The 22,052-nt window shown below is 40.7% G+C and carries 18 protein-coding genes and 1 riboswitch; of the genes, 10 read left to right on the top strand and 8 right to left on the bottom strand.

What is annotated here, in order from left to right:
- Positions 1 to 91: 91 nt before the first annotated feature.
- Positions 92 to 1,384, bottom strand: a complete 1,293-nt coding sequence (locus AC21OH_RS10340; protein ID WP_487370767.1) for a homoserine kinase — start codon at positions 1,382 to 1,384, stop codon at positions 92 to 94.
- Positions 1,385 to 1,799: 415 nt separating this feature from the next.
- Between AC21OH_RS10340 and hisF the strand changes: the two genes are divergently transcribed.
- The 7 genes from hisF (at position 1,800) to glmS (ending at position 9,516) form a co-directional block, all read left to right on the top strand.
- The gene (hisF, locus tag AC21OH_RS10335; protein ID WP_486535706.1) at positions 1,800 to 2,570 is read left to right on the top strand and encodes an imidazole glycerol phosphate synthase subunit HisF; all 771 of its coding nucleotides are present in this window, start codon (positions 1,800 to 1,802) and stop codon (positions 2,568 to 2,570) included.
- Positions 2,571 to 2,743: 173 nt separating this feature from the next.
- On the top strand, positions 2,744 to 3,268 hold the full coding sequence (ribH, locus tag AC21OH_RS10330) for a 6,7-dimethyl-8-ribityllumazine synthase (RefSeq protein ID WP_486535708.1): 525 nt from the start codon (positions 2,744 to 2,746) through the stop codon (positions 3,266 to 3,268).
- A 51-nt stretch (positions 3,269 to 3,319) separates the two neighbouring features.
- Positions 3,320 to 4,060, top strand: a complete 741-nt coding sequence (gene nusB / locus AC21OH_RS10325; protein WP_486535709.1) for a transcription antitermination factor NusB — start codon at positions 3,320 to 3,322, stop codon at positions 4,058 to 4,060.
- Between the two features lie 212 nt (positions 4,061 to 4,272).
- Positions 4,273 to 5,367, top strand: coding sequence for a thiamine-phosphate kinase (gene thiL / locus AC21OH_RS10320; protein ID WP_487370766.1), 1,095 nt, complete (start codon positions 4,273 to 4,275; stop codon positions 5,365 to 5,367).
- Positions 5,368 to 5,387: 20 nt separating this feature from the next.
- Positions 5,388 to 5,978, top strand: a complete 591-nt coding sequence (locus AC21OH_RS10315) for a phosphatidylglycerophosphatase A family protein (RefSeq protein WP_486535712.1) — start codon at positions 5,388 to 5,390, stop codon at positions 5,976 to 5,978.
- A 281-nt stretch (positions 5,979 to 6,259) separates the two neighbouring features.
- Complete coding sequence (gene glmU / locus AC21OH_RS10310; RefSeq protein WP_487370765.1) at positions 6,260 to 7,627, top strand: bifunctional UDP-N-acetylglucosamine diphosphorylase/glucosamine-1-phosphate N-acetyltransferase GlmU; 1,368 nt, start codon at positions 6,260 to 6,262, stop codon at positions 7,625 to 7,627.
- Between the two features lie 41 nt (positions 7,628 to 7,668).
- Entirely contained in the window at positions 7,669 to 9,516 is a 1,848-nt protein-coding gene (gene glmS / locus AC21OH_RS10305) for a glutamine--fructose-6-phosphate transaminase (isomerizing) (protein ID WP_487370764.1), read from the top strand.
- Between the two features lie 204 nt (positions 9,517 to 9,720).
- Here the strand turns inward: glmS and AC21OH_RS10300 are convergent, their stop codons facing one another.
- From AC21OH_RS10300 to AC21OH_RS10280, 5 genes are all read right to left on the bottom strand, one after another.
- The gene (locus AC21OH_RS10300; RefSeq protein WP_486535747.1) at positions 9,721 to 10,575 is read right to left on the bottom strand and encodes a sulfite exporter TauE/SafE family protein; all 855 of its coding nucleotides are present in this window, start codon (positions 10,573 to 10,575) and stop codon (positions 9,721 to 9,723) included.
- Between the two features lie 178 nt (positions 10,576 to 10,753).
- A complete protein-coding gene (locus tag AC21OH_RS10295) occupies positions 10,754 to 11,272 on the bottom strand; it encodes a flavin reductase (protein WP_487370763.1) in 519 nt (172 codons plus the stop codon).
- Between the two features lie 263 nt (positions 11,273 to 11,535).
- Positions 11,536 to 12,564 carry a methionine synthase gene (locus AC21OH_RS10290; protein ID WP_487370762.1) on the bottom strand — a complete coding sequence of 343 codons (1,029 nt, stop codon included), beginning with the start codon at positions 12,562 to 12,564 and terminating at the stop codon, positions 11,536 to 11,538.
- A gap of 81 nt (positions 12,565 to 12,645) precedes the next feature.
- Complete coding sequence (locus AC21OH_RS10285) at positions 12,646 to 13,680, bottom strand: DUF1852 domain-containing protein (protein WP_487370761.1); 1,035 nt, start codon at positions 13,678 to 13,680, stop codon at positions 12,646 to 12,648.
- Positions 13,681 to 14,200: 520 nt separating this feature from the next.
- On the bottom strand, positions 14,201 to 14,713 hold the full coding sequence (locus AC21OH_RS10280) for an META domain-containing protein (protein ID WP_487370760.1): 513 nt from the start codon (positions 14,711 to 14,713) through the stop codon (positions 14,201 to 14,203).
- A 367-nt stretch (positions 14,714 to 15,080) separates the two neighbouring features.
- Between AC21OH_RS10280 and AC21OH_RS10275 the strand changes: the two genes are divergently transcribed.
- Positions 15,081 to 15,971: a fructose bisphosphate aldolase gene (locus tag AC21OH_RS10275; RefSeq protein ID WP_487370759.1), complete on the top strand. Its 891-nt coding sequence runs from the start codon at positions 15,081 to 15,083 to the stop codon at positions 15,969 to 15,971.
- A 136-nt stretch (positions 15,972 to 16,107) separates the two neighbouring features.
- Here AC21OH_RS10275 and thiC read toward each other — a convergent pair whose 3' ends face one another.
- Together thiC and AC21OH_RS10265 are read right to left on the bottom strand one after the other, a co-directional pair.
- Entirely contained in the window at positions 16,108 to 18,129 is a 2,022-nt protein-coding gene (gene thiC / locus AC21OH_RS10270; protein WP_487370758.1) for a phosphomethylpyrimidine synthase ThiC, read from the bottom strand.
- Positions 18,130 to 18,519: 390 nt separating this feature from the next.
- A riboswitch (TPP riboswitch) is annotated at positions 18,520 to 18,659 on the bottom strand.
- 143 nt (positions 18,660 to 18,802) lie between these two features.
- Positions 18,803 to 19,165, bottom strand: a complete 363-nt coding sequence (locus AC21OH_RS10265; protein ID WP_486535760.1) for a septal ring lytic transglycosylase RlpA family protein — start codon at positions 19,163 to 19,165, stop codon at positions 18,803 to 18,805.
- Positions 19,166 to 19,698: 533 nt separating this feature from the next.
- On the opposite strand from AC21OH_RS10265, the gene pstS reads away from it, so the two are divergent.
- Positions 19,699 to 20,862: a phosphate ABC transporter substrate-binding protein PstS gene (gene pstS, locus AC21OH_RS10260; protein ID WP_487370757.1), complete on the top strand. Its 1,164-nt coding sequence runs from the start codon at positions 19,699 to 19,701 to the stop codon at positions 20,860 to 20,862.
- A gap of 157 nt (positions 20,863 to 21,019) precedes the next feature.
- Complete coding sequence (gene pstC / locus AC21OH_RS10255) at positions 21,020 to 21,970, top strand: phosphate ABC transporter permease subunit PstC (RefSeq protein ID WP_486535764.1); 951 nt, start codon at positions 21,020 to 21,022, stop codon at positions 21,968 to 21,970.
- Positions 21,971 to 22,052 lie beyond the last annotated feature (82 nt).

Here is a 22,052-nt window from a genome sequence, read left to right as displayed (position 1 = left end):
ATAATTATATAAGTCAGGCTGTTTCACGTGAAACAAGTTATTCATCCTATAACTTAAACAAAACCCAATCAAAGCCTAACCACCATTAATCCTAATATACACTAAACCCTGATGACCAATTAATTTGATCTAAAAGATAGGCATCAATGTGAAATCCATTTGGATAGTCTCTAAACCCATCCTGATTACTTAGTTGCTCAATAGCCGCTTTTGCCTGATTTTCAGTAGAAAATACACCAATGAGTTTAAAGTCTTCAATATCGTTATTTTTGTCATCTTCCTTATAGCGGGCGTGCTCTAACACATAAACCGTCTGCTGGCTATTACGCAGTCTTTCTACCTCACCCCAATGATAAGCTGCTAAGCGTTTCATCAAGTCGGGGTTTTTCACCATAATGCTATCGCCAGTACGACCTTGCTCACGATTATAATGAATTACATTGAGGCGCAGTAACCAAAAAGTCACCGCCGCCATCGCTAACATCACCGGCAAAGCTTGATGCTCAGCCTCAGTTAATTCACGTGTACTTTGGTAGCCTTCAATGAAAGCTTGCTTTTTTTCGGTGTCAAAGTTAACTGACTCTCCATCATTGGCATCGCCCCAAGTGGTACAAAAATCATTAATAGTAATGGCGATATCCATCACATAATGTTCCACACTCACTTCTGTGAAGTCTAATAAGCCGGTTAATTCTTCGTTATCTTTTTTTAAATGCCATAAAGTATTGTCGGCAAACATATCAAGGTGACATAGCCCTTTTGGCAGTGTATCTAAGGGTAGCTCGTCGTATTGTTGCCAAATATCTTGCATCAGTTTGGCTTCATCAGCGGGCATGAACTGTATTTCTCGGTCACGCACCTGATCCCACGGATACAAAGGAACGCCATACTTCTCAGCAGGAGTTAAACTCTGTAAGGTATTATGCAAAGTGGCCAATGCTTGACCCATAGTATGGCACATGGATACGGATGTCTCTTTGGGATGAGTTCCAGACAGACAAGGCACTAAGGTGATGGCTTTATTTTCATACTGAATTAAGTAGTTAGGATTTTGCTGATTCTGACTCTTATTATGATAGTTTTCGTGGAATTGTGAATTTGATGAATTTGTCTTGGGCAAATGTGTGGCCAAGGGTGCTGCCACTGGAAGTTGACCTTTTAATTTATTTAAAATAGTAGCCATTTTGGCAATATCTTCAGGCGGGCGCTCTTCAAATAAGGTAAAGACGTAAGAATACTCACCTTCAGCATCGTCTGAGGTTTGGATAAACCAATTAGAGTTTTTAATACCTTGAGTAATGGGGATGGCCTTAGCAAATGAAACGCCAAAAGCTTGACAAAAAGCAGTAAATTGATCTTCTGATAGGTGAGTATAAACGGACATGAATTTCTCTTAGATGGTTTTCGATAGGAATGGAAATGGGTGGCTAATCATAGGATGATAATAACGCTATATTCTCATTATAGTTTAAAGCAAACAAGATTAGAGATACAAACTAATAATACGGCATAAACAAGGCACTTAACTTAAAAGATTTAATTACTATAGGACTAATTTTATTTATATAGATTTTTTCTACTAAGGTTCTAATCAATTTTGTCTCCGCTTAAGATAGTTTTAAAGGGTAATAGTAATTTTATACATATTATTTATAGCATTAATCTGCATAGGAAAAATTTATGAGTAGATTTTTGCTAAAATGCAAAGTGTACTAAACATAAGTCTATACAAAACTACTGGGTAGCATTTAGTTGGGTAGCATTTAGACTGTAAAAATTAAATTAATAAGGCAAAAACCATGTTAGCGAAACGAATAATTCCGTGTTTGGATGTCGATAATGGCCGAGTAGTAAAAGGCGTCCAGTTTGTGGATATTAAAGACGCAGGGGATCCAGTTGAAGTTGCGCGTCGTTATAACGAACAAGGGGCGGATGAGATAACCTTCTTGGATATTACTGCGACCCACCATGGGCGTGATACGACTTATGACATGGTTGAACGCATTGCTGAGACGGTGTTTGTACCGTTGACTGTTGGTGGTGGTGTGCGCAAGATTGAAGACATTCGTAATCTTTTAAACGCAGGCGCGGACAAGGTGGCGATTAATTCAGCCGCTGTATTTACCCCAGAGTTCGTCGGTGAAGCTGCGGCTAAGTTTGGTAGCCAGTGTATCGTAGTCGCTATCGACGCCAAAAGGGTAGCTGACGTGGGCGGCATGCCGAGGTGGGAGATTTTCACCCATGGGGGACGTAAACCAACCGGTATCGACGCGGTGGCATGGTCTGAGAAAATGGCAGCATTGGGCGCAGGTGAGTTATTGGTCACCTCAATGGATGGTGATGGCACCAAACAAGGTTATGACTTAGAGCTCATGAAAACCATTACCGGACGAGTCAATATTCCAGTAATAGCGTCGGGCGGTGTGGGCAACTTGCAGCATTTAGCTGATGGGGTACTAGAAGGCGGTGCAGACGCGGTACTTGCTGCTAGTATTTTTCACTTTGGTGAATATACCGTTGCTGAAGCAAAACAGTTTATGACTGAGCAAGGTATTGAAATGCGTTTATAAGGGTATAAAAACTACTAATAAGATGAAGGGGTTTAAATAGGTTAGATTTCAAACCGAGTTAACCTGATTAATACCAATGATTGTCCCTAAAACCGTCTATAAAACTAAAACCAACTATAAAAAATGTTATTATAGCGGTAATTTTATTTTATCAGTCAGATTAGGATGCCGTTATGCAAGATTTACAAAAAGAACGTGAAGCCATCACTCATATCGAAGGCAATTTGTATCAGAATAAAAAAACCCGTATCGGTATCGTCGTGGGTCGTTTTAATGCGTTTGTGGTTGAGTCATTAGTTGAGGGTGCTATCGATACATTATTACGTCACGGCGTCTCTGGCAGCAATATCAGTGTCATTCGTGTCCCAGGTGCCTTTGAGTTACCCTTAGCAGCCCAGCGCGCTGCAGAGTCTGACCGTTTTGATGCGATTGTGGCTTTAGGTGCAGTAATTCGGGGTAGTACGCCGCATTTTGATATTGTCGCTGGCAGTTCAGCCAATGGTTTAGGCAGCGTTTCAATGGATTATAATATTCCGGTTATTAATGGCATTATCACTACCGATAGTATAGAGCAAGCCATTGAGCGCTCAGGTACTAAAGCAGGTAATAAAGGTGCTGAGGCAGCCTTAGTTGCCTTAGAGATGGTGGCAGTACTTTCTCAACTTGACGTTAATTATGAAGAAGAAGACGAAGACTAATCACCCATATTAATATCAAAGCGCTCGCTTTGATGATAGGTATTTATATACATGAGCAATAACAATCCGCCAAAAACTGACAACAAAAATTTTTCTGAAAATCAGTCAAATGATCAGTTTGATATTAATGAATCTAGTTATAAAACCACTCATACTGCAGTGCGTAAAGCACGACGTTTCGCCCTGCAAGGGCTGTATGAATGGCTAATGACAGATCATCGTTTTGAACAAACAGGTAAAGGGGAGTGGAAGGCCAATCCACCGCATGATATTGCAGCACGCACACGGGCAAGTAATGCCATGCATACCGTTCATTTGGGGTATTACCATACCCTAATGCGTGAAATTCCTGAGCAAATCGAAGCATTAGAAGCTTTAATATCTAAACACTTAGATCGTCCTATCGATCAAATTGATAGGGTTGAGCATGCCGTCTTATTGATTGGCGCTTATGAATTACAGCATAGCTTACATATTCCTTATAAGGTTGTGCTAGATGAAGCCATGAAGCTAAATACTCATTTTGGCGCCACAGATGCTCATAAACTAATTAATGCGGTAATGGATAAGCTGGCGGCAGAGCTACGTGCCATAGAAGTAGAGGCAGATTCAGGAGCGGGCTATAAACAGATGAAACAGCAAAACAAAGCTAATCAACAGAAGGTGAAAGCTGTAGAAGCTGATACTGAGCAAGACAGTCAACAATTAAACACAAATCAACAAGCAAATGACGCAGAAGATCCACAGCCGCGACAGCCAAAGCAAAGAATAGGTCTTAAATCTAAAAAGTAGCTTAGTAGTAGTGATTATAGAGTTAAGAGGCTATAAGGGGGCTATCTATTAGGTATGATAGATGGCCTTTTATTTAATTTGATTGACGTCAAAAAATAACTGCTAGCATAAAGCGCTGATAAACGTATAAATATCAGACTTGAGCTTAGGTTTTAGCTAATAAAATAAATAATAAAAAACTGCAAGTGCATGGGCTTTAAGGATGAAGATTGATGACTGAATTTGAACTTATATATCGTTTTTTTAACGCTGAAAACTTTAATGCTGAAAACTTTGAAGCTGGGGACTTTAAACACAAAGACCCCCGTGCTACTCAATCGAATCCTAGGGCCACACATCCTACAATTACAAAAGCTTTAGGAGATGATGCTGCGGTCATCGCTTGGAATTCTGCAGGCCAATGGATTACCTGTGTCGATACTTTAATTCAAGGTCGTCATTTTAGTGATGACTGGCAACAGGTCATAAATTTAGCATTCGCTATTGGCTATAAAGCAGTCGTTGTTAATGTTTCTGATATTGCGGCGATGGGCGCCAAACCGCATAGTATTCTATTGGCATTATCTTTACCTGAGCGTTTGGCCACTGAAAGTTGGCTTAGCGAGTTTGCTAAAGGGTTGTTTCATGCTTGTCATCAATTTGGGGTAGAACTAATTGGCGGTGATACTACGCGCAGTGATAAGCTAATGATTAGTATTACCGCAAATGGGGTATTGCCAGCCTCTATTAAACCTATCTATCGTAGCGGGGCTCAGGTAGGGGATAAAGTCTATGTATCTGGCACCTTAGGTGATGCCAGTTACGCACTTTATCACCCAGATACTGAAGTAGGTCATCATCTTGGTCATCGGCTGCATATGCCGACCCCGCGTAGCTCATTAGGGCAGAAGCTTGCCAGTTTAGGTGAAGCGACGGCTATGATGGACGTCTCAGATGGACTGGTACAAGACTTAAGCCATATATGTGATCAAAGCGGTGTGGCAGTACGGCTTGATTTAGAGAAAATACCAACCAGTAAGCCTTTGCAGCAGGTTAAACTAGCAGATAGATTGCGCTATCAGCTCACCGGTGGCGATGATTATGAATTAATATTTACCATACCTGCCGATTCAGAGTTGTCTGAAGCGGTGCGCGCCTCAGCTTTTACAAAAGTGACTTGTATTGGCGAGGTAGTAGCTGCGAGCTCATCAAAACCGCCTTCACCACCCATTGAGCTATTTTATCAGGGTGAAAAAGTTACTGAACAAACCCCTTTACCTTTCGATGATTATCCCGATTTAAAAGGCTATCAGCACTTTACTCAGTGACCACACCCTTAGGAAGTTTTATGTCCTCAGATCCTAATTTTAATGATAAACCTGACATCAGCAAGGCCAACGACTGTCCACCCTTACCAGTAGGCACAAGCACACTAGACACGTTGGTATACTGGCTAGGCATCGGTCTGGGTAGTGGCCTGCCCAAACGTGCGCCCGGAACATGGGGAACATTTGGCGGTTTGATTATTGGTATACCGTTAATGCAATTGGGTTTTTTTCCTTTTTTATCAATTACAATCTTAGCTAGTATTATAGGTATTTGGATTTGTGATCGGACATCGAATTTGATGCAAGTTCATGACGATCCACATATTGTTTGGGACGAATGGGCAGGCATGTGGATTAGTCTATTACCTGTGGCTTTCGTTATTACCTATGCCGCTGACTATATTACAATAAAAGACTATTGGTTAGCCATTGGGCTGGCATTCATTTTGTTTCGCTTTTTTGATATCGCCAAGCCCAACCCGATCAAATGGGCGGATACAAAGCTCACAGGTGGTCTAGGTATCATGCTTGATGATATTTTGGCAGGTATTATGGTAATTGTTGCTTGGCTGATGATAGTCACCCTCATGATGACCTTTTACCCCATTTAATAATGGTTTCACTTTAGATAAACACTGATGGCTATTTTATAACGCTAATAATAGATTGCTGAATACAAGTAGATAGTTGAATAGTTTTCATGCAACAATAGAACTATTAAATGAGTGGTATCTAGCTTGAAATTCAAAAGCCTTGCTATTTTTGATAAATAGATTAAGATGCCGTTCGTATTTTATGGTCATATTAAATGCCCTTTAAGTTTAGTTAATCAAATTAGTTTAGTTGATCAAATACTGAAACCTAAATTTTAAATTTCTAAGAGTTAATTGCTATGAACGACACCCTCACAACAATTATTTTAGCCGCGGGTAAAGGTACTCGTATGCAGTCTGCCAAACCTAAAGTACTTCAAACCTTGGCCAGTAAACCTTTATTAGCGCATGTATTGGATACATGTCAAAGTGTGAGTGTCGATAAGACCATCGTGGTATATGGATTTGGCGGTGATCAAGTTCAGCAAGCAATGTCCGATTATGACTTAACTTGGGTCGAGCAAACTGATCAATTAGGGACAGGGCATGCGGTAAAAGTTACGCTGCCAGAGCTACCTGCTGAAGGCAAAAGCTTAATTCTCTATGGTGATGTTCCGCTCGTCAGTGGCAATACTTTGATCCGACTAAAACAGGCCAATGTTGAAGGTATGTCTATGCTGACATTAACCGTAGATAACCCTTTTGGCTTGGGACGTATTAAGCGTGATGACAATGGTAATATTATTGCTATCGTTGAGCAAAAAGATGCTAGTGAAGAAGAACAAGCTATACGTGAGATTAACAGTGGTATTTATTGTGTAGACAACGCCTTATTGCACAAGTATTTACCTAGCCTATCGAATGATAATGCTCAGCAGGAGTATTATCTGACAGATATCGTTAAGATGGCAGTAGCGGATGGTATCGCGATTGCAGCTATTGAGCCTGATCATGAATTCGAGATCGAAGGGGTTAACAACCGTCAGCAACTAGCCAGTCTTGAGCGCCGCTTGCAAGCAAAATTAGTTGAAGACCTACAAGTTCAGGGGGTACAGTTTGCTGATCCAAGTCGTGTGGATATTCGAGGAGAAGTGACCGTAGGACAAGATGTGTTTATCGATATTAACGTGGTCCTCAAAGGAGCGGTTAGTATAGGTAATGACGTGACTATTGAGGCGGGCTGTATTATTAAAGATACTAAAATTGGTAATTATGTTCATGTGAAGCCCTACTGTGTCTTTGATGAGGCGCAAGTTGGGGACGAGGCAACCATTGGGCCATTTGCGCACCTGCGTCCACAGACCGTATTAGACAATAAAACACGTTTAGGCAATTTTGTAGAAATTAAAAAATCACACATAGGTGAAGGTAGTAAAGTGAATCATCTAAGCTATGTGGGAGACGCCCAAATCGGCGCTGGGGTAAACTTTGGTGCTGGCGCTATTACCTGTAATTATGACGGTGTTAATAAATACCAAACAGTGGTAGGTGATGGCGCATTCATCGGTACGAATGTCAGTTTGGTCGCTCCGGTAAATATTGGTCATACGGCAACTGTAGGGGCAGGATCGGTGATTACTAAAGATGTTGAAGACAAAGCGCTGGCTATCGGCCGTGGTCGTCAAGTACAAAAAGACAATTATCAACGCCCAGAAAGCAAAAGATAAATACTAAAGAATACCCTGTAATATCGAGTTGAGGATTTAATATGTGTGGAATAGTAGGCGCAATCGCCGAACGTAATATATCAAGCGTGTTATTAGAAGGTCTAAAGCGCCTAGAATATAGAGGCTATGATTCAGCAGGGTTGACCGTTATTAGGGACGGTGAATTATACCGCGAGCGTCAAGTGGGTAAAGTTAAGGCTTTGGTCGATGCTGTAAATAATGATACTGAAAACTTTAAAGCAAATGTGGGGATAGCTCACACCCGCTGGGCAACACATGGCGAACCTGCTCAGCATAATGCGCATCCACACGTCTCAGGCAAAGTGGCGGTGGTACACAACGGGATAGTTGAAAACTATGGTCCGCTTAAAAATCAGTTAATGGATAAGGGATATAGCTTTACCTCAGAGACTGATACAGAAGTCGTTGCCCATTTGGTAGCAGAAGCCTATAAAGAGACCCAAAGTTTGTTTGCTGCAGTGGAAAAAGTTGTCCCTTTATTGCACGGTGCATTTGCATTAGGGGTAATCCATGTCGACAATCCTGATGAAATGATAACCGTTCGTTTAGGTTCACCACTAGTGATAGGGGTAGGCATTGGGGAGAACTTTATTGCCTCAGATCAGCTGGCTTTACTACCTGTGACTAACCGATTTATGTATCTAGAAGAAGGTGATATTGCCATTGTTAAGCGTGACAGTATTGAAGTTTATGCCGATGGAAAGCCTGTGGAGCGTAGCGTCACAGAATTAGATGCTAAGAACCATAATGCCGATAAAGGCGAGTTCAAGCATTACATGTTGAAAGAAATTTATGAGCAACCTGACGCCGTAGCACGTACCCTTGAGATGGGCGCTGGTGAAGGAGATCTAAAAGAAGATTTTTTACAGCGACATACAGAGACTTTGGCCAAAGTACGCAATATACAAGTATTAGCCTGTGGTACCAGTTACCATGCTGGCATGGTAGCCAAATATTGGTTTGAAAACCTGACCCGTTTGCCTTGTTCAGTAGAAGTGGCCAGCGAGTTTCGTTATCGCAATCCGGTAGTGGTGGATGATACATTGATCGTTTGTCTGTCTCAATCTGGAGAAACAGCCGACACCTTATCAGCCTTACGCGAGACTCAGCGAAGAGCCAAATCTGGTGATATAAGAGGTTTAATTACATTAAGTGTCTGTAATGTTGCAACCTCTTCATTGGTGCGCGAAACCGACATTTTTGTACCAACGCATGCAGGTGTGGAAATTGGGGTAGCATCTACCAAAGCTTTCACCACTCAGTTAGCGGCGTTAATGTTATTAGTATTAAAAATCGGTCGGGTTCAACAGCGTATAGCTGCCAACACATTGGCCGAGATAGTGACTGATATGCATAAGCTTAAAGGTCAGTTAGATAGAAGCTTAAACCTTGATCAGCCAATTGAGAAAATGAGTCAGAAATTCGAAGATAAGAAAAGTACCTTATTCTTAGGCCGCGGGGTTCAGTTCCCGATTGCTTTAGAGGGCGCTTTAAAGTTAAAAGAGATCTCTTATATTCATGCCGAAGGCTATGCCGCTGGCGAGCTTAAACATGGCCCACTTGCTTTGGTTGATAAAGACATGCCTATCGTCGTATTAGCGCCTAAAGACAGTATGCTTGATAAACTTAAGGCCAATATGCAAGAAGTACATGCCCGTCATGGGGAGCTGTTTGTATTTGCCAGTGAATCAAGTCAGCTAACCAGTGAAGAGCGTCTACATGTGATTAACGTCCCTGATGTCAATGAGCATTTAGCACCTATTGTTTATAGCATCCCGGTTCAGTTTTTGTCATATCATGTGGCAGTGATGCGCGGAACGGATGTGGATCAGCCCCGAAATCTTGCGAAAAGCGTGACGGTTGAGTAGGGTTTATACTAAAAAAAGACATACATACTAATACAAAAAAAGGTCGCTGTAGGTGTATAACCAACAGCGACCTTTTGTGTTTATGAGAGTCTACTTTTATATAATCGTGCATAACTAAGTGCTGATAGCTGATTGAGTGCTCTTAGTGGTAGAGCTTAAAAAGCCAGTAGTCCTCTAGCATCACATGTGGTACTTTAAATATATCTAACGTAGTCCTTTATAAAGAAAATAACAGCCAACAACGGTGAGCAATATCGCAAAGCACTGTTTTAATAGTGCGGGAGATAAAATATGGGCTACCTTTGCGCCCAGCTTCGCTGTAAAAAAGCTCATACTAGCAATACCTAAAAACGCATAGATATGCACAAAGCCAATGGTATTAGGTACATCAAGTTGATGCTGCATCCCAAAGAACATAAAACCTAATGCACCAGCAATGGCAATTGGTAGGCCACAGGCGGCAGAGGTGCCAACAGCCTTTTGCATCACAACGCCATAATGAGTGAGATAGGGAACGGTTAAGCTGCCACCGCCAATACCAAAAATGGCAGAAGCAATACCGATGACGCCACCTGCGGTTAGTTGGTTAGGCGTCGAAGGTAAAGCTACACTAGTAGACTCCGTGCTAATGGTATTTAATGAAGTCATATTTACTTGGTTTTGGCTAGGTATAGCCTGCTTTTTGGCTTTACTAAACATGCGATAAGCAACCCATAGTAAAAAGATACCAACAATAATTTGCAAGTGGATCCCTGATATTAGTCCTGCTATGCCTGCACCAAAAAAACAGCCCAGCGCCATACCAGGCGCGAGATTTTTAAATACAGGCCATATTACTGAGCCTTTTTTATTGTGTGCTGTTAATGAGCTAATCGACGTTACGATAATAGTCGCAAGTGATGTGCCAAGTGCCAAGTGCATAATTGAATCAGCAGGATAATCCATCTGGGTGAAGACAATAAATAATAGCGGGACGATAATTGTACCACCGCCTACGCCAAACAGCCCTGCGGCAAATCCTGCCAAAGCACCAATGATTAAAAAAACAATTAATTCCACGGGTTTGTATCTTCTTAATTAGTTAGCCTTAGCTAAGTGATGGTTTCTATTAAAAGTCTTAGATAGCATTTATCTAAAATAGTGTTATCTCAATCCAATATAGTGTTATCTCAAACAGTTTTATCTGTTTGTTCGTCACAGCGTATGATGTCTCATAAAGCGTATCGAAAGCCGACGTTTACGGTTTATAAGTTTGGCATACATTATGATAGGCACGGTTAAAATAAATTAGACTTTCATCAGACTGGTCTTGTAGATCTGTACTGCCTTTATTATTTGTGTTTATAGCGACAACATGGCACATAAAGACACTATGTGTACCCACCTCATGAACCGCATCAATTTGACAATCAAAGCTTACGAGTGCATCCTCTAATACAGGAGAGCCTGTTTTAAGCGTGGTCCAATTCCCATGTGTAAAACGCTGCTCTGAGTCTAGAGATGAGGCAAATGCGTTAGAAATAAGTTGTTGATGCGCGCCGAGCACATTAACACTTAACACTTTATTATTAACAAAACTATTATGTGAGCGGGTTGACCTGTTCATACATACCAGCAAAGTTGGGGGCGTATCCGTCACACTACAGACAGCAGATGCCGTAAAACCATGTCGACCAGTCGAGCCTTGGGTAGTTACCACATTCACCGCTGAGGCTAATAAAGACATTCCCTCTCTAAAGTCGGTAGCTCCAATCATGGCATTTATCCTAAATTTAAAATCTTTCAATACTGCTATAGTAACTCACAATGCTTAAAAATTATAAAAATCTTTAGCATCCTAATAGCTTAGCACCGTAATACTTTGGCACCGTAATACTTTGCCTCCATAATACTTTGGCACCATAATACTTTGGCACCATAATACTTTGGCACTATAATAACAGGCACTACCATAAAAGGTAGTTAGGGCTTAATACTATAGTAGTTTAGTATGAGGTCAACTATTAGTACAAAATAGTATTAGGCTGTTAGTTCATGACGGATAATTTGGGCACCAGCACTTAATGCAGCAAGTTTATCTCTAGCTACTTGGCGAGACAGTGGCGTCATACCACAGTTAGTTGAAGGATACAGCTTATCGGCATCAACAAATTGTAATGACTGACGTAACACATCAGCGACCGCTTCTGGGGTTTCGACCGTATTAGTCGCCACATCAATAGCACCAACCATCACTTTTTTGCCACGTATTAATTCAATTAAGTCCATGGGGACGCGCGAATTAATACATTCAAGCGATACAATATCTATCTGCGACTGCTGAATCTTAGGGAATATTTCTTCATATTGACGCCACTCTGAACCCAGTGTCTTTTTCCAGTCAGTATTGGCTTTGATACCGTAACCATAACAAATATGCACGGCTGTCTCACATTTTAAACCCTCAACTGCACTCTCTAATGCGGCAATCCCCCAGTCACTGACTTCATCAAAAAATACATTAAATGCAGGTTCATCGAATTGAATAATATCGACACCAGCCGCTTCTAAATCTTTGGCTTCTTGGTTTAGTATTTTGGCAAATTCCCAAGCCAGCTTTTCACGGCTTTTGTAATGACCATCATATAACGTATCAACCATGGTCATGGGACCAGGTAGCGCCCATTTAATCGGTTGATCCGTTTGTGCGCGCAAAAAAGCAGCATCGTCAACAAATACTGGCTGCTTGCGACTCACTGCACCAACTACAGAAGGTACGCTGGCCTCATAACGGTCACGAATTTTGACGGTTTCGCGCTTTTCAAAATCAACGCCATCTAAGTGCTCTATAAAAGTGGTAACAAAATGCTGGCGAGTCTGTTCACCATCGCTGACGATATCAATGCCTGCATTTGCTTGTTCTTGCAATGAAATCCGCAGTGCGTCTTGCTTAGCCTCAATAAGTGTATCGCCTTCTAGTTTCCAAGGTGACCATAATTTCTCTGGTTCTGCTAACCAGGATGGTTTTGGTAAGCTGCCCGCAGTTGAGGTTGGGAGTAATAGTGTCATGGTAATCAATTTCTCTTATCTAATTTGTTTTATTACATCTATAGTATTTAAGTGTTTTGTACGCAAGTTATCGCTTGTTGATTAGGCAACGTTTTTATTGTGCGTTTCATTTTTGGCAGGTTTACTATTAGCACTATTAAGGGCATCTTTGCGCGCCGCCCATTCATTAAGGATGTTTTCATAAGGTTTAATGAATGTCTCTTCCGTAAATTTACCTTGTTTGACGGCCATTTGACTACGCTCTTCACGGTCATAGACAATTTGGGTCAGCGAATAATCTTGATAATCTAAGCTTGGCTGATAGACATGACCTGCCGCTGAGTTGGCATTATAAATCTCAGGGCGATAAATCTTTTGGAAGGTCTCCATGGTGCTAATGGCACTGATGAGTTCTATGTCAGTATAGTCGCCCAATAAATCGCCTGAGAAATAAAATGCCAACGGTGCCACACTGCCTCTAGGCTTAAAGTAGCGTACTCTGAGCCCCATCTTATGGAAATAATCATCAGTCAGTGAGTATTCATCTTGTCTGTATTCCACTCCTAATACAGGATGCTGGTTGTTCGTGCGATGATAGGTTTTGCTGGTCGATACACTTAAGCAAATAACAGGCTGTTTATTAAAATTAGCTTTGTATGCTTCTGAATCTAATAAATGTTTGAACAGTTTGCCATGTAACTTCCCAAAGCTCTCTGGTGGTGGCGTAGATGGGTTTTTATCAAAGTGATTGAGTAACACCACGCTAAAGTCGTAATCGCGTACATACGACGAGAAGCTGTTGCCGACGATACCAGCAATTCGTTTATTCTCTTTGTGGTCAACCACTGTTGTTTGGAGCATCTCAATCGCAGGGAAGGTGTTGCCATTACCTTCGACATCTAAATCTGCTGAGATAATATCGACTTCAACAGAGTAGCGATCAGCAGTCGGGTTGTCCCAATTTGCTAATGCGTTAAAGCGGTTATTAATCATCGTTAGTGTTTTACGTAAGTTTTCTTCACGGCTTTCACCGCGCGCTAAATTTGCAAAGTTTGTGGTCAGACGAGTACTGTCTGCTGGCTTATAGTTCTCATCGAAGCGAATCTTTGAAATGGAATATGTAAACTGCTTGCTCATCGGATTATCCTCAACATTTATTTTTAAATCAAACCAAAAGTCTGTATGTGATGAATCATACTCAAGCTTTGATGCGAATAAAAACGATACTATTTAAACATAAGATGAATATAATTCACTTTTATCAAATGATAGTGGTCGAGGATGCTGATAGTAGATGAGGCATAGTAAATAAACAATAGCTAAAAAGTCGATATAAGTTAGTGCATTAAATAAATTTATTCTTAATTTTTAGATATTAGCTATTGAAGTAACTCGCTATCAAAACGAAAGATAATCAATAATATAAAGTATGCTCAAAATTTTATAAAACGCATATAATGAATTTAATTCACTATTATATTAGAAATTGTCAGTGTTTTGAGAAGTGTAAAAAGTAGTTTATTTAAAACTTGATACTGCTATTAGTACTTTAATTAGAGGTGAATTTCTTATTTTAGGACAGCCCTTTAATTTTTAACGTCAAAAAAAGTCGCCATTTAGGCGACTTATTGTAAACTTATAGGTTAAATATAAATCACTAATTAGCTTTAGTTACTGCTTTAAAGTGTGCTACTTGGTTGTCATTGGTGACTACCAGCACTGGGTTATTATTACCCGCTTTGCTCAAGGTATATTTACCCATAACAGACGCCACGGCAGCTGAGTCGAATTTAGCTTCAGCAGTTGGACAAGCTTTCATCGTACTCATCATCGCCCCTAATTTAACTTGACCATCTACTATGGTATAGGGTGCTGATATGGTGTTACAGGTATTCATCAGATTAACCATGTTCGTACCCTCAATAGTATTAAAGCTTAAGGTTAAGGGTTTATTTAGGTTCATAAACAAGGCGTTAACTGATTGTCCGTTAGCATCTTTTGCATCTATCAATCGCCAATTATTAGCTTGCAATGCTTGATTGGTAATTTGATAAGTGTTTATCGTCGGTTTGACATCGTTATGAGTCATACCAGTTGTGTTTTGACACCCTGTAGCCAAAATAGCGATGGCAACTGCACCAGAAATTCCTAAAGCATTTAAAGTTTTCATAAATTCCTTCCTATTTAAAGATTTCAAATTAAAAAAATAATTATTTAAAAAAGCAATAACTTAAAATAGCAATAACATGACGATTATCTCAAAGCATAATTCCCTCAACAAGGCGTAGTAACCATTCAAGTACTTTATAACAGCGATTGTTACGAATATACTCTCAGTAAATAAAAGCGTATTAATTCATGATTAGATTTTATTATAATGTTACCTTGTATTATTAATAAGGTAGGCGCCCTTATTCAACATACCTTAAACAATCTAATAACGGAATTAGTTTCTGGTGTATGTTAACTTTAAGACAAAATTTTAAGCATCATCTAATTGCCAATATAAATTCATAAACTGCAATAGGAAAAAAATAATGAGCTATCAACAACAGCTAGATCGTATTAGAAATGACGAAGGCTTTATCGCTGCCTTAGATCAAAGCGGTGGTAGTACGCCCAAGGCACTACGCATGTATGGCGTAGAAGAAAGCGAATATGAAAATGATGATGAAATGTTCACTAAAGTTCATGAGATGCGTACCCGCATCATGACTTGTGACTGCTTTGACAGTGGCCGCGTATTAGGTGCTATCTTGTTCGAAGATACTATGGATCGTGAAGTAAATGGTAAGCCAACTGCTAATTACCTTTGGGAAGATAAAAACATTGTTCCTTTCTTGAAGGTAGATAAAGGTCTGGCAGAGCAAATGGATGGTGTTCAAGTCATGAAGCCAATGCCAAACTTAAATGCATTACTACAAAAGGCTAAAAACTATCCTATATTTGGTACTAAAATGCGTTCTGTAATCCATGAGGCGGCACAGCACGGTATCGAAAAAGTAGTACAGCAGCAGTTCGATGTGGCTAAGCAGATTTTATCTGAAGGTTTTATGCCGATCGTAGAGCCTGAGGTAAATATTGAAAGTAAAGAAAAGCACGAATCTGAAGTACTGTTAAAAGACGAGATTTTACGTAATCTTGATCGTTTAGATGATGATCATCAAGTAATGTTAAAGCTCACCCTTCCTGAAGAGTCAGGGTTTTATAAAGAACTTATTGATCATCCAAAAGTGTTAAAAGTAGTGGCTCTATCGGGCGGCTATAGCCGTGATGAGTCGTGTGAGCGTTTGAAACAAAATCCAGGTATGATCGCCAGCTTCTCGCGTGCATTTACTGAGGGCTTATCTAAAAACCAGACTGACGAAGAGTTCTCAGCGACCATTGATGCATCAATCGATAAAATCTATACCGCTTCAAAGGTATAACTTAAGATCAGCTTATTTTAGATTGATTCAAATACATTTTAGTAAATTTCTAAACTTCATGTATATGAATGTAATAGAAAAAGCTTGAACCTTTATACAAGGTTCAAGCTTTTTTTGTGCGTAGCAATTGAGAGGACTAAACCTCCTTATAAAGCTTACGCCCCTCAGAGTTATACTTCTCACTCATTTCTTGCATACCCTTTTGCACCTCATCAAAGCTGGCTTCTCCCACTTTACCGACAAGCTCTGTATCTACTTCTTTAATTAAATGAATGTCATCGCTTAATTCACCTGAACTAGGCGTAATGGCAACCTCACTATTAGGTAGGTCTAAACCAGCGGCATACTCACGCACATTTTGAGTGATTTTCATGGAGCAGAATTTAGGCCCACACATAGAGCAAAAATGAGCAGATTTATGCGCATCTTTTGGTAGGGTTTCATCGTGGAATTCACGAGCAGTATCTGGGTCTAATGCAAGATTAAATTGATCGTCCCAGCGGAACTCAAATCGCGCTTTTGACAGCGCATTATCACGTGCCTGCGCGCCAGGATGACCTTTGGCAAGGTCGGCAGCATGGGCAGCAATCTTATAAGTGATGATACCGTCTTTGACATCCTTTTTATTCGGTAAGCCCAGATGCTCTTTTGGGGTCACATAACACAGCATTGCCGTACCGAACCACCCAATCATCGCAGCGCCGATAGCACTAGTGATATGGTCGTAACCGGGGGCAATATCGGTAGTCAATGGACCAAGCGTGTAAAAAGGCGCTTCGTGGCACATCTCAAGTTGTAGATCCATGTTTTCCTTAATACGGTTCATGGCAACGTGACCCGGCCCTTCAATCATCACTTGAACGTCGTGTTTCCACGCCACTTGAGTCAACTCGCCAAGTGTCTGTAGCTCGCCAAACTGAGCTTCATCATTGGCATCTTGGATACAACCAGGGCGCAAACCATCGCCTAAGCTAAACGCCACATCATACTGTTTCATGATTTCACAGATATCTTCGAAGTGGGTATATAAGAAGCTTTCTTTATGATGTGCTAGACACCACTGTGCCATGATAGACCCACCACGTGAGACGATACCGGTTAAGCGCTTAGCCGTTAAAGGCACATAACGCAGTAACACGCCCGCATGGATCGTAAAGTAGTCCACGCCCTGTTCAGCTTGTTCGATTAACGTATCACGGAATATTTCCCAAGTTAAATCTTCAGCCACGCCGTCCACTTTTTCAAGCGCCTGATAAATAGGGACTGTACCGATAGGCACAGGGGAGTTACGGATTATCCATTCACGGGTTTCGTGGATGTTTTTACCCGTAGATAAATCCATGATGGTGTCCGCCCCCCAGCGTGTGGCCCACGTCATTTTGGAGACTTCCTCATCAATGTTTGAGCCGAGTGCTGAGTTACCAATGTTGGCGTTAATCTTCACTAAGAAATTACGCCCAATGATCATCGGCTCTGACTCAGGGTGGTTGATGTTGTTCGGAATAATGGCACGACCAGCTGCCACTTCATCACGCACAAACTCTGGCGTGATAATCTTAGGCGTATTGGCACCAAAGCTATCCCCATCATGTTGACGCATGTCGGTTAACTTATGCTGCATTTGGGTTTCACGAATAGCAATATATTCCATTTCAGGGGTGATTATACCGCGGCGTGCATAATGCATTTGAGTGACATTGCCCGCCTTACCATTGATAGTCTTCGCACGGCGCGGCTTATCAATATGGGCAAAACGAATATTGGCAGTTTTGATATCACGGGCGCGCTCTTTGCCATAGTTACTAGACAAACCTGCTAGGCGTTCGGTATCGACTCGCTCTTCAATCCATTTGTCACGTAGCTTTGGCAAGCCTTTGGTCAGATCAATATCAACATTGGGATCGGTATAGCAGCCAGAGGTGTCATAAACATAAAAAGGCGGATTTTTTTCACTACTTTCAAGGCCAAAGCCACCGGTAGGGGTGTCGATCAGGGTGATTTCACGCATGGGAACTTGGATGTCAGGGCGAGAGCCTTCGATATAGACTTTTTTTGATGCGGGCAGGCTACGGGTTAAATCGCGGGCTTCTTCATCAAAAAGTTTGTCTTTCGTATTACGGTGGGCAGGGGTTTTTATAAAATTTTCTGCATTATTCATGGAACTGTCCTTTTTTACAAATGCCGTATGGCAACTGTCAACACTGGTTTTAGCATCAAAGCTAAAACCGAAAGTAAAAAAGACTCAGTGAGTGCAGAGACTGCCTATTAGAACAGCTCAAACCCTATTCATTATTAACAGACCTTAGATGAAGTAAATTCAGTTTTAAGGCAATACCTATTTTTAGTTAATTATAGTGACGTTTTTACCTAGTCAGACTTAGCGATTAAAACAAAGGCTAAGCGATAACAAAGTAAGCGCATAACTATAAAATAAGTAGTTTTAATAACCGGCTATTTATTACTCAATTATAATTGAAATCAAAATATAGCTTAAAAAGCTAGAATGATTGAAAAGTCGGTAATGTACTATGTCGTTAAATAATATATAGGGGAGTTGCAATGACTTTCCTACGGCGGTATTAACCGCATCAGGTTCAACGGGTGATGTCTCAGCAAACGCTTGATTGTCATTCCTAATGGTCAATGGCCATTATTAGTAACAACAGGTCTGCACCCCGAGTCTACAATTATTGATATGGCTATCTTATCAAACTTTGATATCAATAACAGGGTCAATTAAAAATCTAATAACAGCACCATTTAAGACAATAAAAAAGCGCCAACTAAGTTGGCGCTTTATCGAATTGATGCATGGTGAATAAATGCAAAACTTACTGTCTGCGATATTTGCCATCGCCTTTACTAATAACTTCAACATCTACTTTACATAAGTTGCAGCTAAGCGCTTGATTCGCTTTTTTTGATAAGTCGATAACACGGCCAGGCGTAAATGGGCCACGATCATTGATTTTAACCACGACAGACTTGTTGTTCTTAAGGTTAGTTACTTTAACTTTTGAGCCAAAAGGTAGCGATTTATGGGCCGCAGTCATAGCGTACATATTATATATAGCACCTGATGCCGTTCTTTTGCCGTGGAAACCTGGTCCATACCAAGATGCCATGCCTGCTTGAGCGGGCACTGCTAACAACATAGTCAACAGAAGCGTAAAGGGCATAAAAAGTTTTTTCATAGGTCATACCTGTAATAATTTTAATGATTGGAACTATTCGCAAACTAGGTGTCACAAACGAGGTGTCATAAACTGAATGTCACAAATTTCGTGAATACAACTATATGAGGCATATTTGCCGAGTTGCAACAATTAAAAAAACTTGCAGTACCAAATTAATGTGCACGAATTATACAGGTGTTAGGTATTAAATATATTTCTAAAGCGTTAACTAAATGTAAAGAAAGCTTACAGTATAGGGAATTATCTATATTTAAAGGTTTTCGTATATTACTTAATTTCATCGTACCTATTTAATGAAGTCTTAATGAAGTTTTTCCAAACTAAAAAGCACATAAAACTGTCCTTTAACTGGCTATGCTAATGAGACTATTGGATTAACATATTTATACAAAAATTAAATATTTCATCAAACTGTCATATTTGAAGCGCAAAATAGCATCATTCCAATAACGAAGTCGACATTATAACAACCGTCAACTTCCTAATCTTAATATTTGATAGCTATAACTCATAACTCTTTAGGAGAGACCATGCGCCATTCATTATTAGCTGTAGCAGTTGCCAGTATTTTAAGTTTAACTGCTTGCGATACAAAAACAGAAGACACTGCTACAACCACAGATGACACCGCAGCAACAGCACCTGTAACTGGTGAAGCTCCAGCTACGACTACTAGCACAGATCAGTATACCGATATTGAAGGCGTAGAAATGAATGTCAGCGGCGCGGGCGCTTCATTCCCAGCACCTATCTATCAAAAATGGTCAGCTGACTATCAAGGCGCTACTAAAGGACAAGTTAATTATAACTCTATCGGCTCATCTGGTGGTGTCAAACAAATCAAAGCAAAAACGGTTGATTTTGGCGCATCGGATAAACCACTTAAGCCAGAAGATTTGAATGAAGCGGGTCTTATCCAGTTCCCTACCGTTATCGGCGGCGTAGTACCAGTGGTTAATGTTGAAGGTATCGAGCCTGGTCAATTGGTATTAAGTGGTGAAGTTCTGGCTGATATTTATCTAGGTAAAATTACCAAGTGGAATGATCCTGCGATTACTGCCCTAAATGAGGGTGTTGAGCTTCCTGATGCTAATATTACGACGGTTCACCGCTCAGATGGTTCTGGTACGACGTTTAACTTCACTTACTACCTAAATGAAGTATCAAGCGACTGGGCTAATGTGGGTGTTGATAAAAGTGTTGAATGGCCAACGGATAAAACTGGAACAGGCGTTGGTGGTAAAGGTAACGAAGGCGTTGCAGGTATGGTAAAACAAGCCCCTAACTCAATCGGTTATGTTGAGTATGCTTATGCCAAACAAAACAATATGTCGCATACAGCAATGGTTAACGCTGCTGGTAATCGTGTTGAGCCATCAGCTGACTCATTCGCGGCCTCTGGCAACGTTGATTGGTCACAAGCAGAAGGGTTCTACAAGGTTATTGCAAACTCAGACACTGCCGATGCATGGCCTATCGCTGCTGCCACCTTTATCTTAGTACACAAAAACCCAGAAAATCCAGAGAAAGTTGCTGGCGCATTAAACTTCTTTAACTGGGCTTATAACGAAGGCGATCAAGCTGCGCTGGACCTAGATTATGTTCCTTTCCCAGACGAAGCCGTTGCTTTATTTAAAGATGAGTGGAATAAAGTGGTTGGCGCTGATGGTCAACCTGTTTATACCGCTAAGTAACAAGATTGACTTGTCACTGTCAATGAACATTTAAGGCAACTGGCAAGTAATTGACCTCTCATTTACTTGCCTTATTACTTAAAACAAAAGTTATATAAAGAAAAAGATTTTAGCCCAAGATTTTTTAAGCCAAAGAAAACCATACGTTGGGGACACCATGTCTGACTTACACGCTCAGCTAGCAAAACAAAAAAGAAACGATTTTCTGTTTGTCAATTTGACCAAATTGTTCGCTTTGCTAGTACTGTTATCTTTAGGCGGCATACTCGTATCGTTGATTATAGGTGCGTGGCCGAGTATTCAAGAATTTGGTTTTGGGTTTTATACCAGCTCTGATTGGAGTACCGTCAATGATGAATACGGAGCATTAGCGCCAATTTACGGCACAATTGTCACCTCTTTTATTGCTATTTTAATTGCGGTGCCCGTAAGCTTTGGTATTGCTATTTTCTTAACTGAACTTTGTCCGGTAGTGTTGCGTAGACCTTTAGGTATGGCAATTGAGCTATTGGCAGGTATCCCATCAATTATTTATGGCATGTGGGGCTTTTTTGTATTAGCGCCCTTATTTGCCAAGTATGTTCAACCTTTTTTAATTGAGCATCTCGGGCCTATCCCAATGATAGGCAGCCTATTTGGTGGCCCGCCACTAGGTATCGGTGTTTTCACCGCCTCGCTTATCTTAGCCATTATGATTATTCCATTTATTGCGGCAACGATGCGCGATGTTTTTTCAGTAGTACCAGAGCTTTTAAAAGAATCTGCATATGGTGCGGGCGCAACCACTTGGGAGGTTATGTATAAAATAATCTTACCTTACACTAAAGCTGGTGTGGTCGGGGGTGTTATTTTAGGACTGGGTCGCGCTTTGGGCGAAACCATGGCGGTCACCTTCTTAGTAGGTAATACCTACAACATCAACTCCAACCTTTTCGGTTCTGGTGTCACCATTACCTCTGCTATCGCAAATGAATTTGCAGAAGCCTCAAGTGAAATGCACGTTGCTACATTATTACATTTAGGGTTGATACTTTTTGTCATTACCTTTGTTGTTTTATCCATCTCCAAAATTATGTTGTCACGAATTGATAAGAGAGCGGGTAACTAATTTTAAGTGGTGTAAATAGAAAAGTAGCTTATAGTCAGCGAACTACTAAACGGTTACGGCGTTATCCTTGCTAAGCCTACAT

The sequence above is a fragment of the Psychrobacter sp. CX10 genome (assembly GCF_057621575.2).
The sequence above is the reverse complement of the archived record's forward strand: the minus strand, read 5'-3'. Positions and strand labels throughout refer to the sequence as shown.

Coding starts and splice junctions, on each gene's coding strand:
- AC21OH_RS10340 (WP_487370767.1), bottom strand. CDS start 1,384: ATGTCCGTTTATACTCACCTATCAGAAGATCAATTTACTGCTTTTTGT.
- hisF (WP_486535706.1), top strand. CDS start 1,800: ATGTTAGCGAAACGAATAATTCCGTGTTTGGATGTCGATAATGGCCGA.
- ribH (WP_486535708.1), top strand. CDS start 2,744: ATGCAAGATTTACAAAAAGAACGTGAAGCCATCACTCATATCGAAGGC.
- nusB (WP_486535709.1), top strand. CDS start 3,320: ATGAGCAATAACAATCCGCCAAAAACTGACAACAAAAATTTTTCTGAA.
- thiL (WP_487370766.1), top strand. CDS start 4,273: ATGACTGAATTTGAACTTATATATCGTTTTTTTAACGCTGAAAACTTT.
- AC21OH_RS10315 (WP_486535712.1), top strand. CDS start 5,388: ATGTCCTCAGATCCTAATTTTAATGATAAACCTGACATCAGCAAGGCC.
- glmU (WP_487370765.1), top strand. CDS start 6,260: ATGAACGACACCCTCACAACAATTATTTTAGCCGCGGGTAAAGGTACT.
- glmS (WP_487370764.1), top strand. CDS start 7,669: ATGTGTGGAATAGTAGGCGCAATCGCCGAACGTAATATATCAAGCGTG.
- AC21OH_RS10295 (WP_487370763.1), bottom strand. CDS start 11,272: ATGATTGGAGCTACCGACTTTAGAGAGGGAATGTCTTTATTAGCCTCA.
- AC21OH_RS10290 (WP_487370762.1), bottom strand. CDS start 12,564: ATGACACTATTACTCCCAACCTCAACTGCGGGCAGCTTACCAAAACCA.
- AC21OH_RS10285 (WP_487370761.1), bottom strand. CDS start 13,680: ATGAGCAAGCAGTTTACATATTCCATTTCAAAGATTCGCTTCGATGAG.
- AC21OH_RS10280 (WP_487370760.1), bottom strand. CDS start 14,713: ATGAAAACTTTAAATGCTTTAGGAATTTCTGGTGCAGTTGCCATCGCT.
- AC21OH_RS10275 (WP_487370759.1), top strand. CDS start 15,081: ATGAGCTATCAACAACAGCTAGATCGTATTAGAAATGACGAAGGCTTT.
- thiC (WP_487370758.1), bottom strand. CDS start 18,129: ATGAATAATGCAGAAAATTTTATAAAAACCCCTGCCCACCGTAATACG.
- AC21OH_RS10265 (WP_486535760.1), bottom strand. CDS start 19,165: ATGAAAAAACTTTTTATGCCCTTTACGCTTCTGTTGACTATGTTGTTA.
- pstS (WP_487370757.1), top strand. CDS start 19,699: ATGCGCCATTCATTATTAGCTGTAGCAGTTGCCAGTATTTTAAGTTTA.
- pstC (WP_486535764.1), top strand. CDS start 21,020: ATGTCTGACTTACACGCTCAGCTAGCAAAACAAAAAAGAAACGATTTT.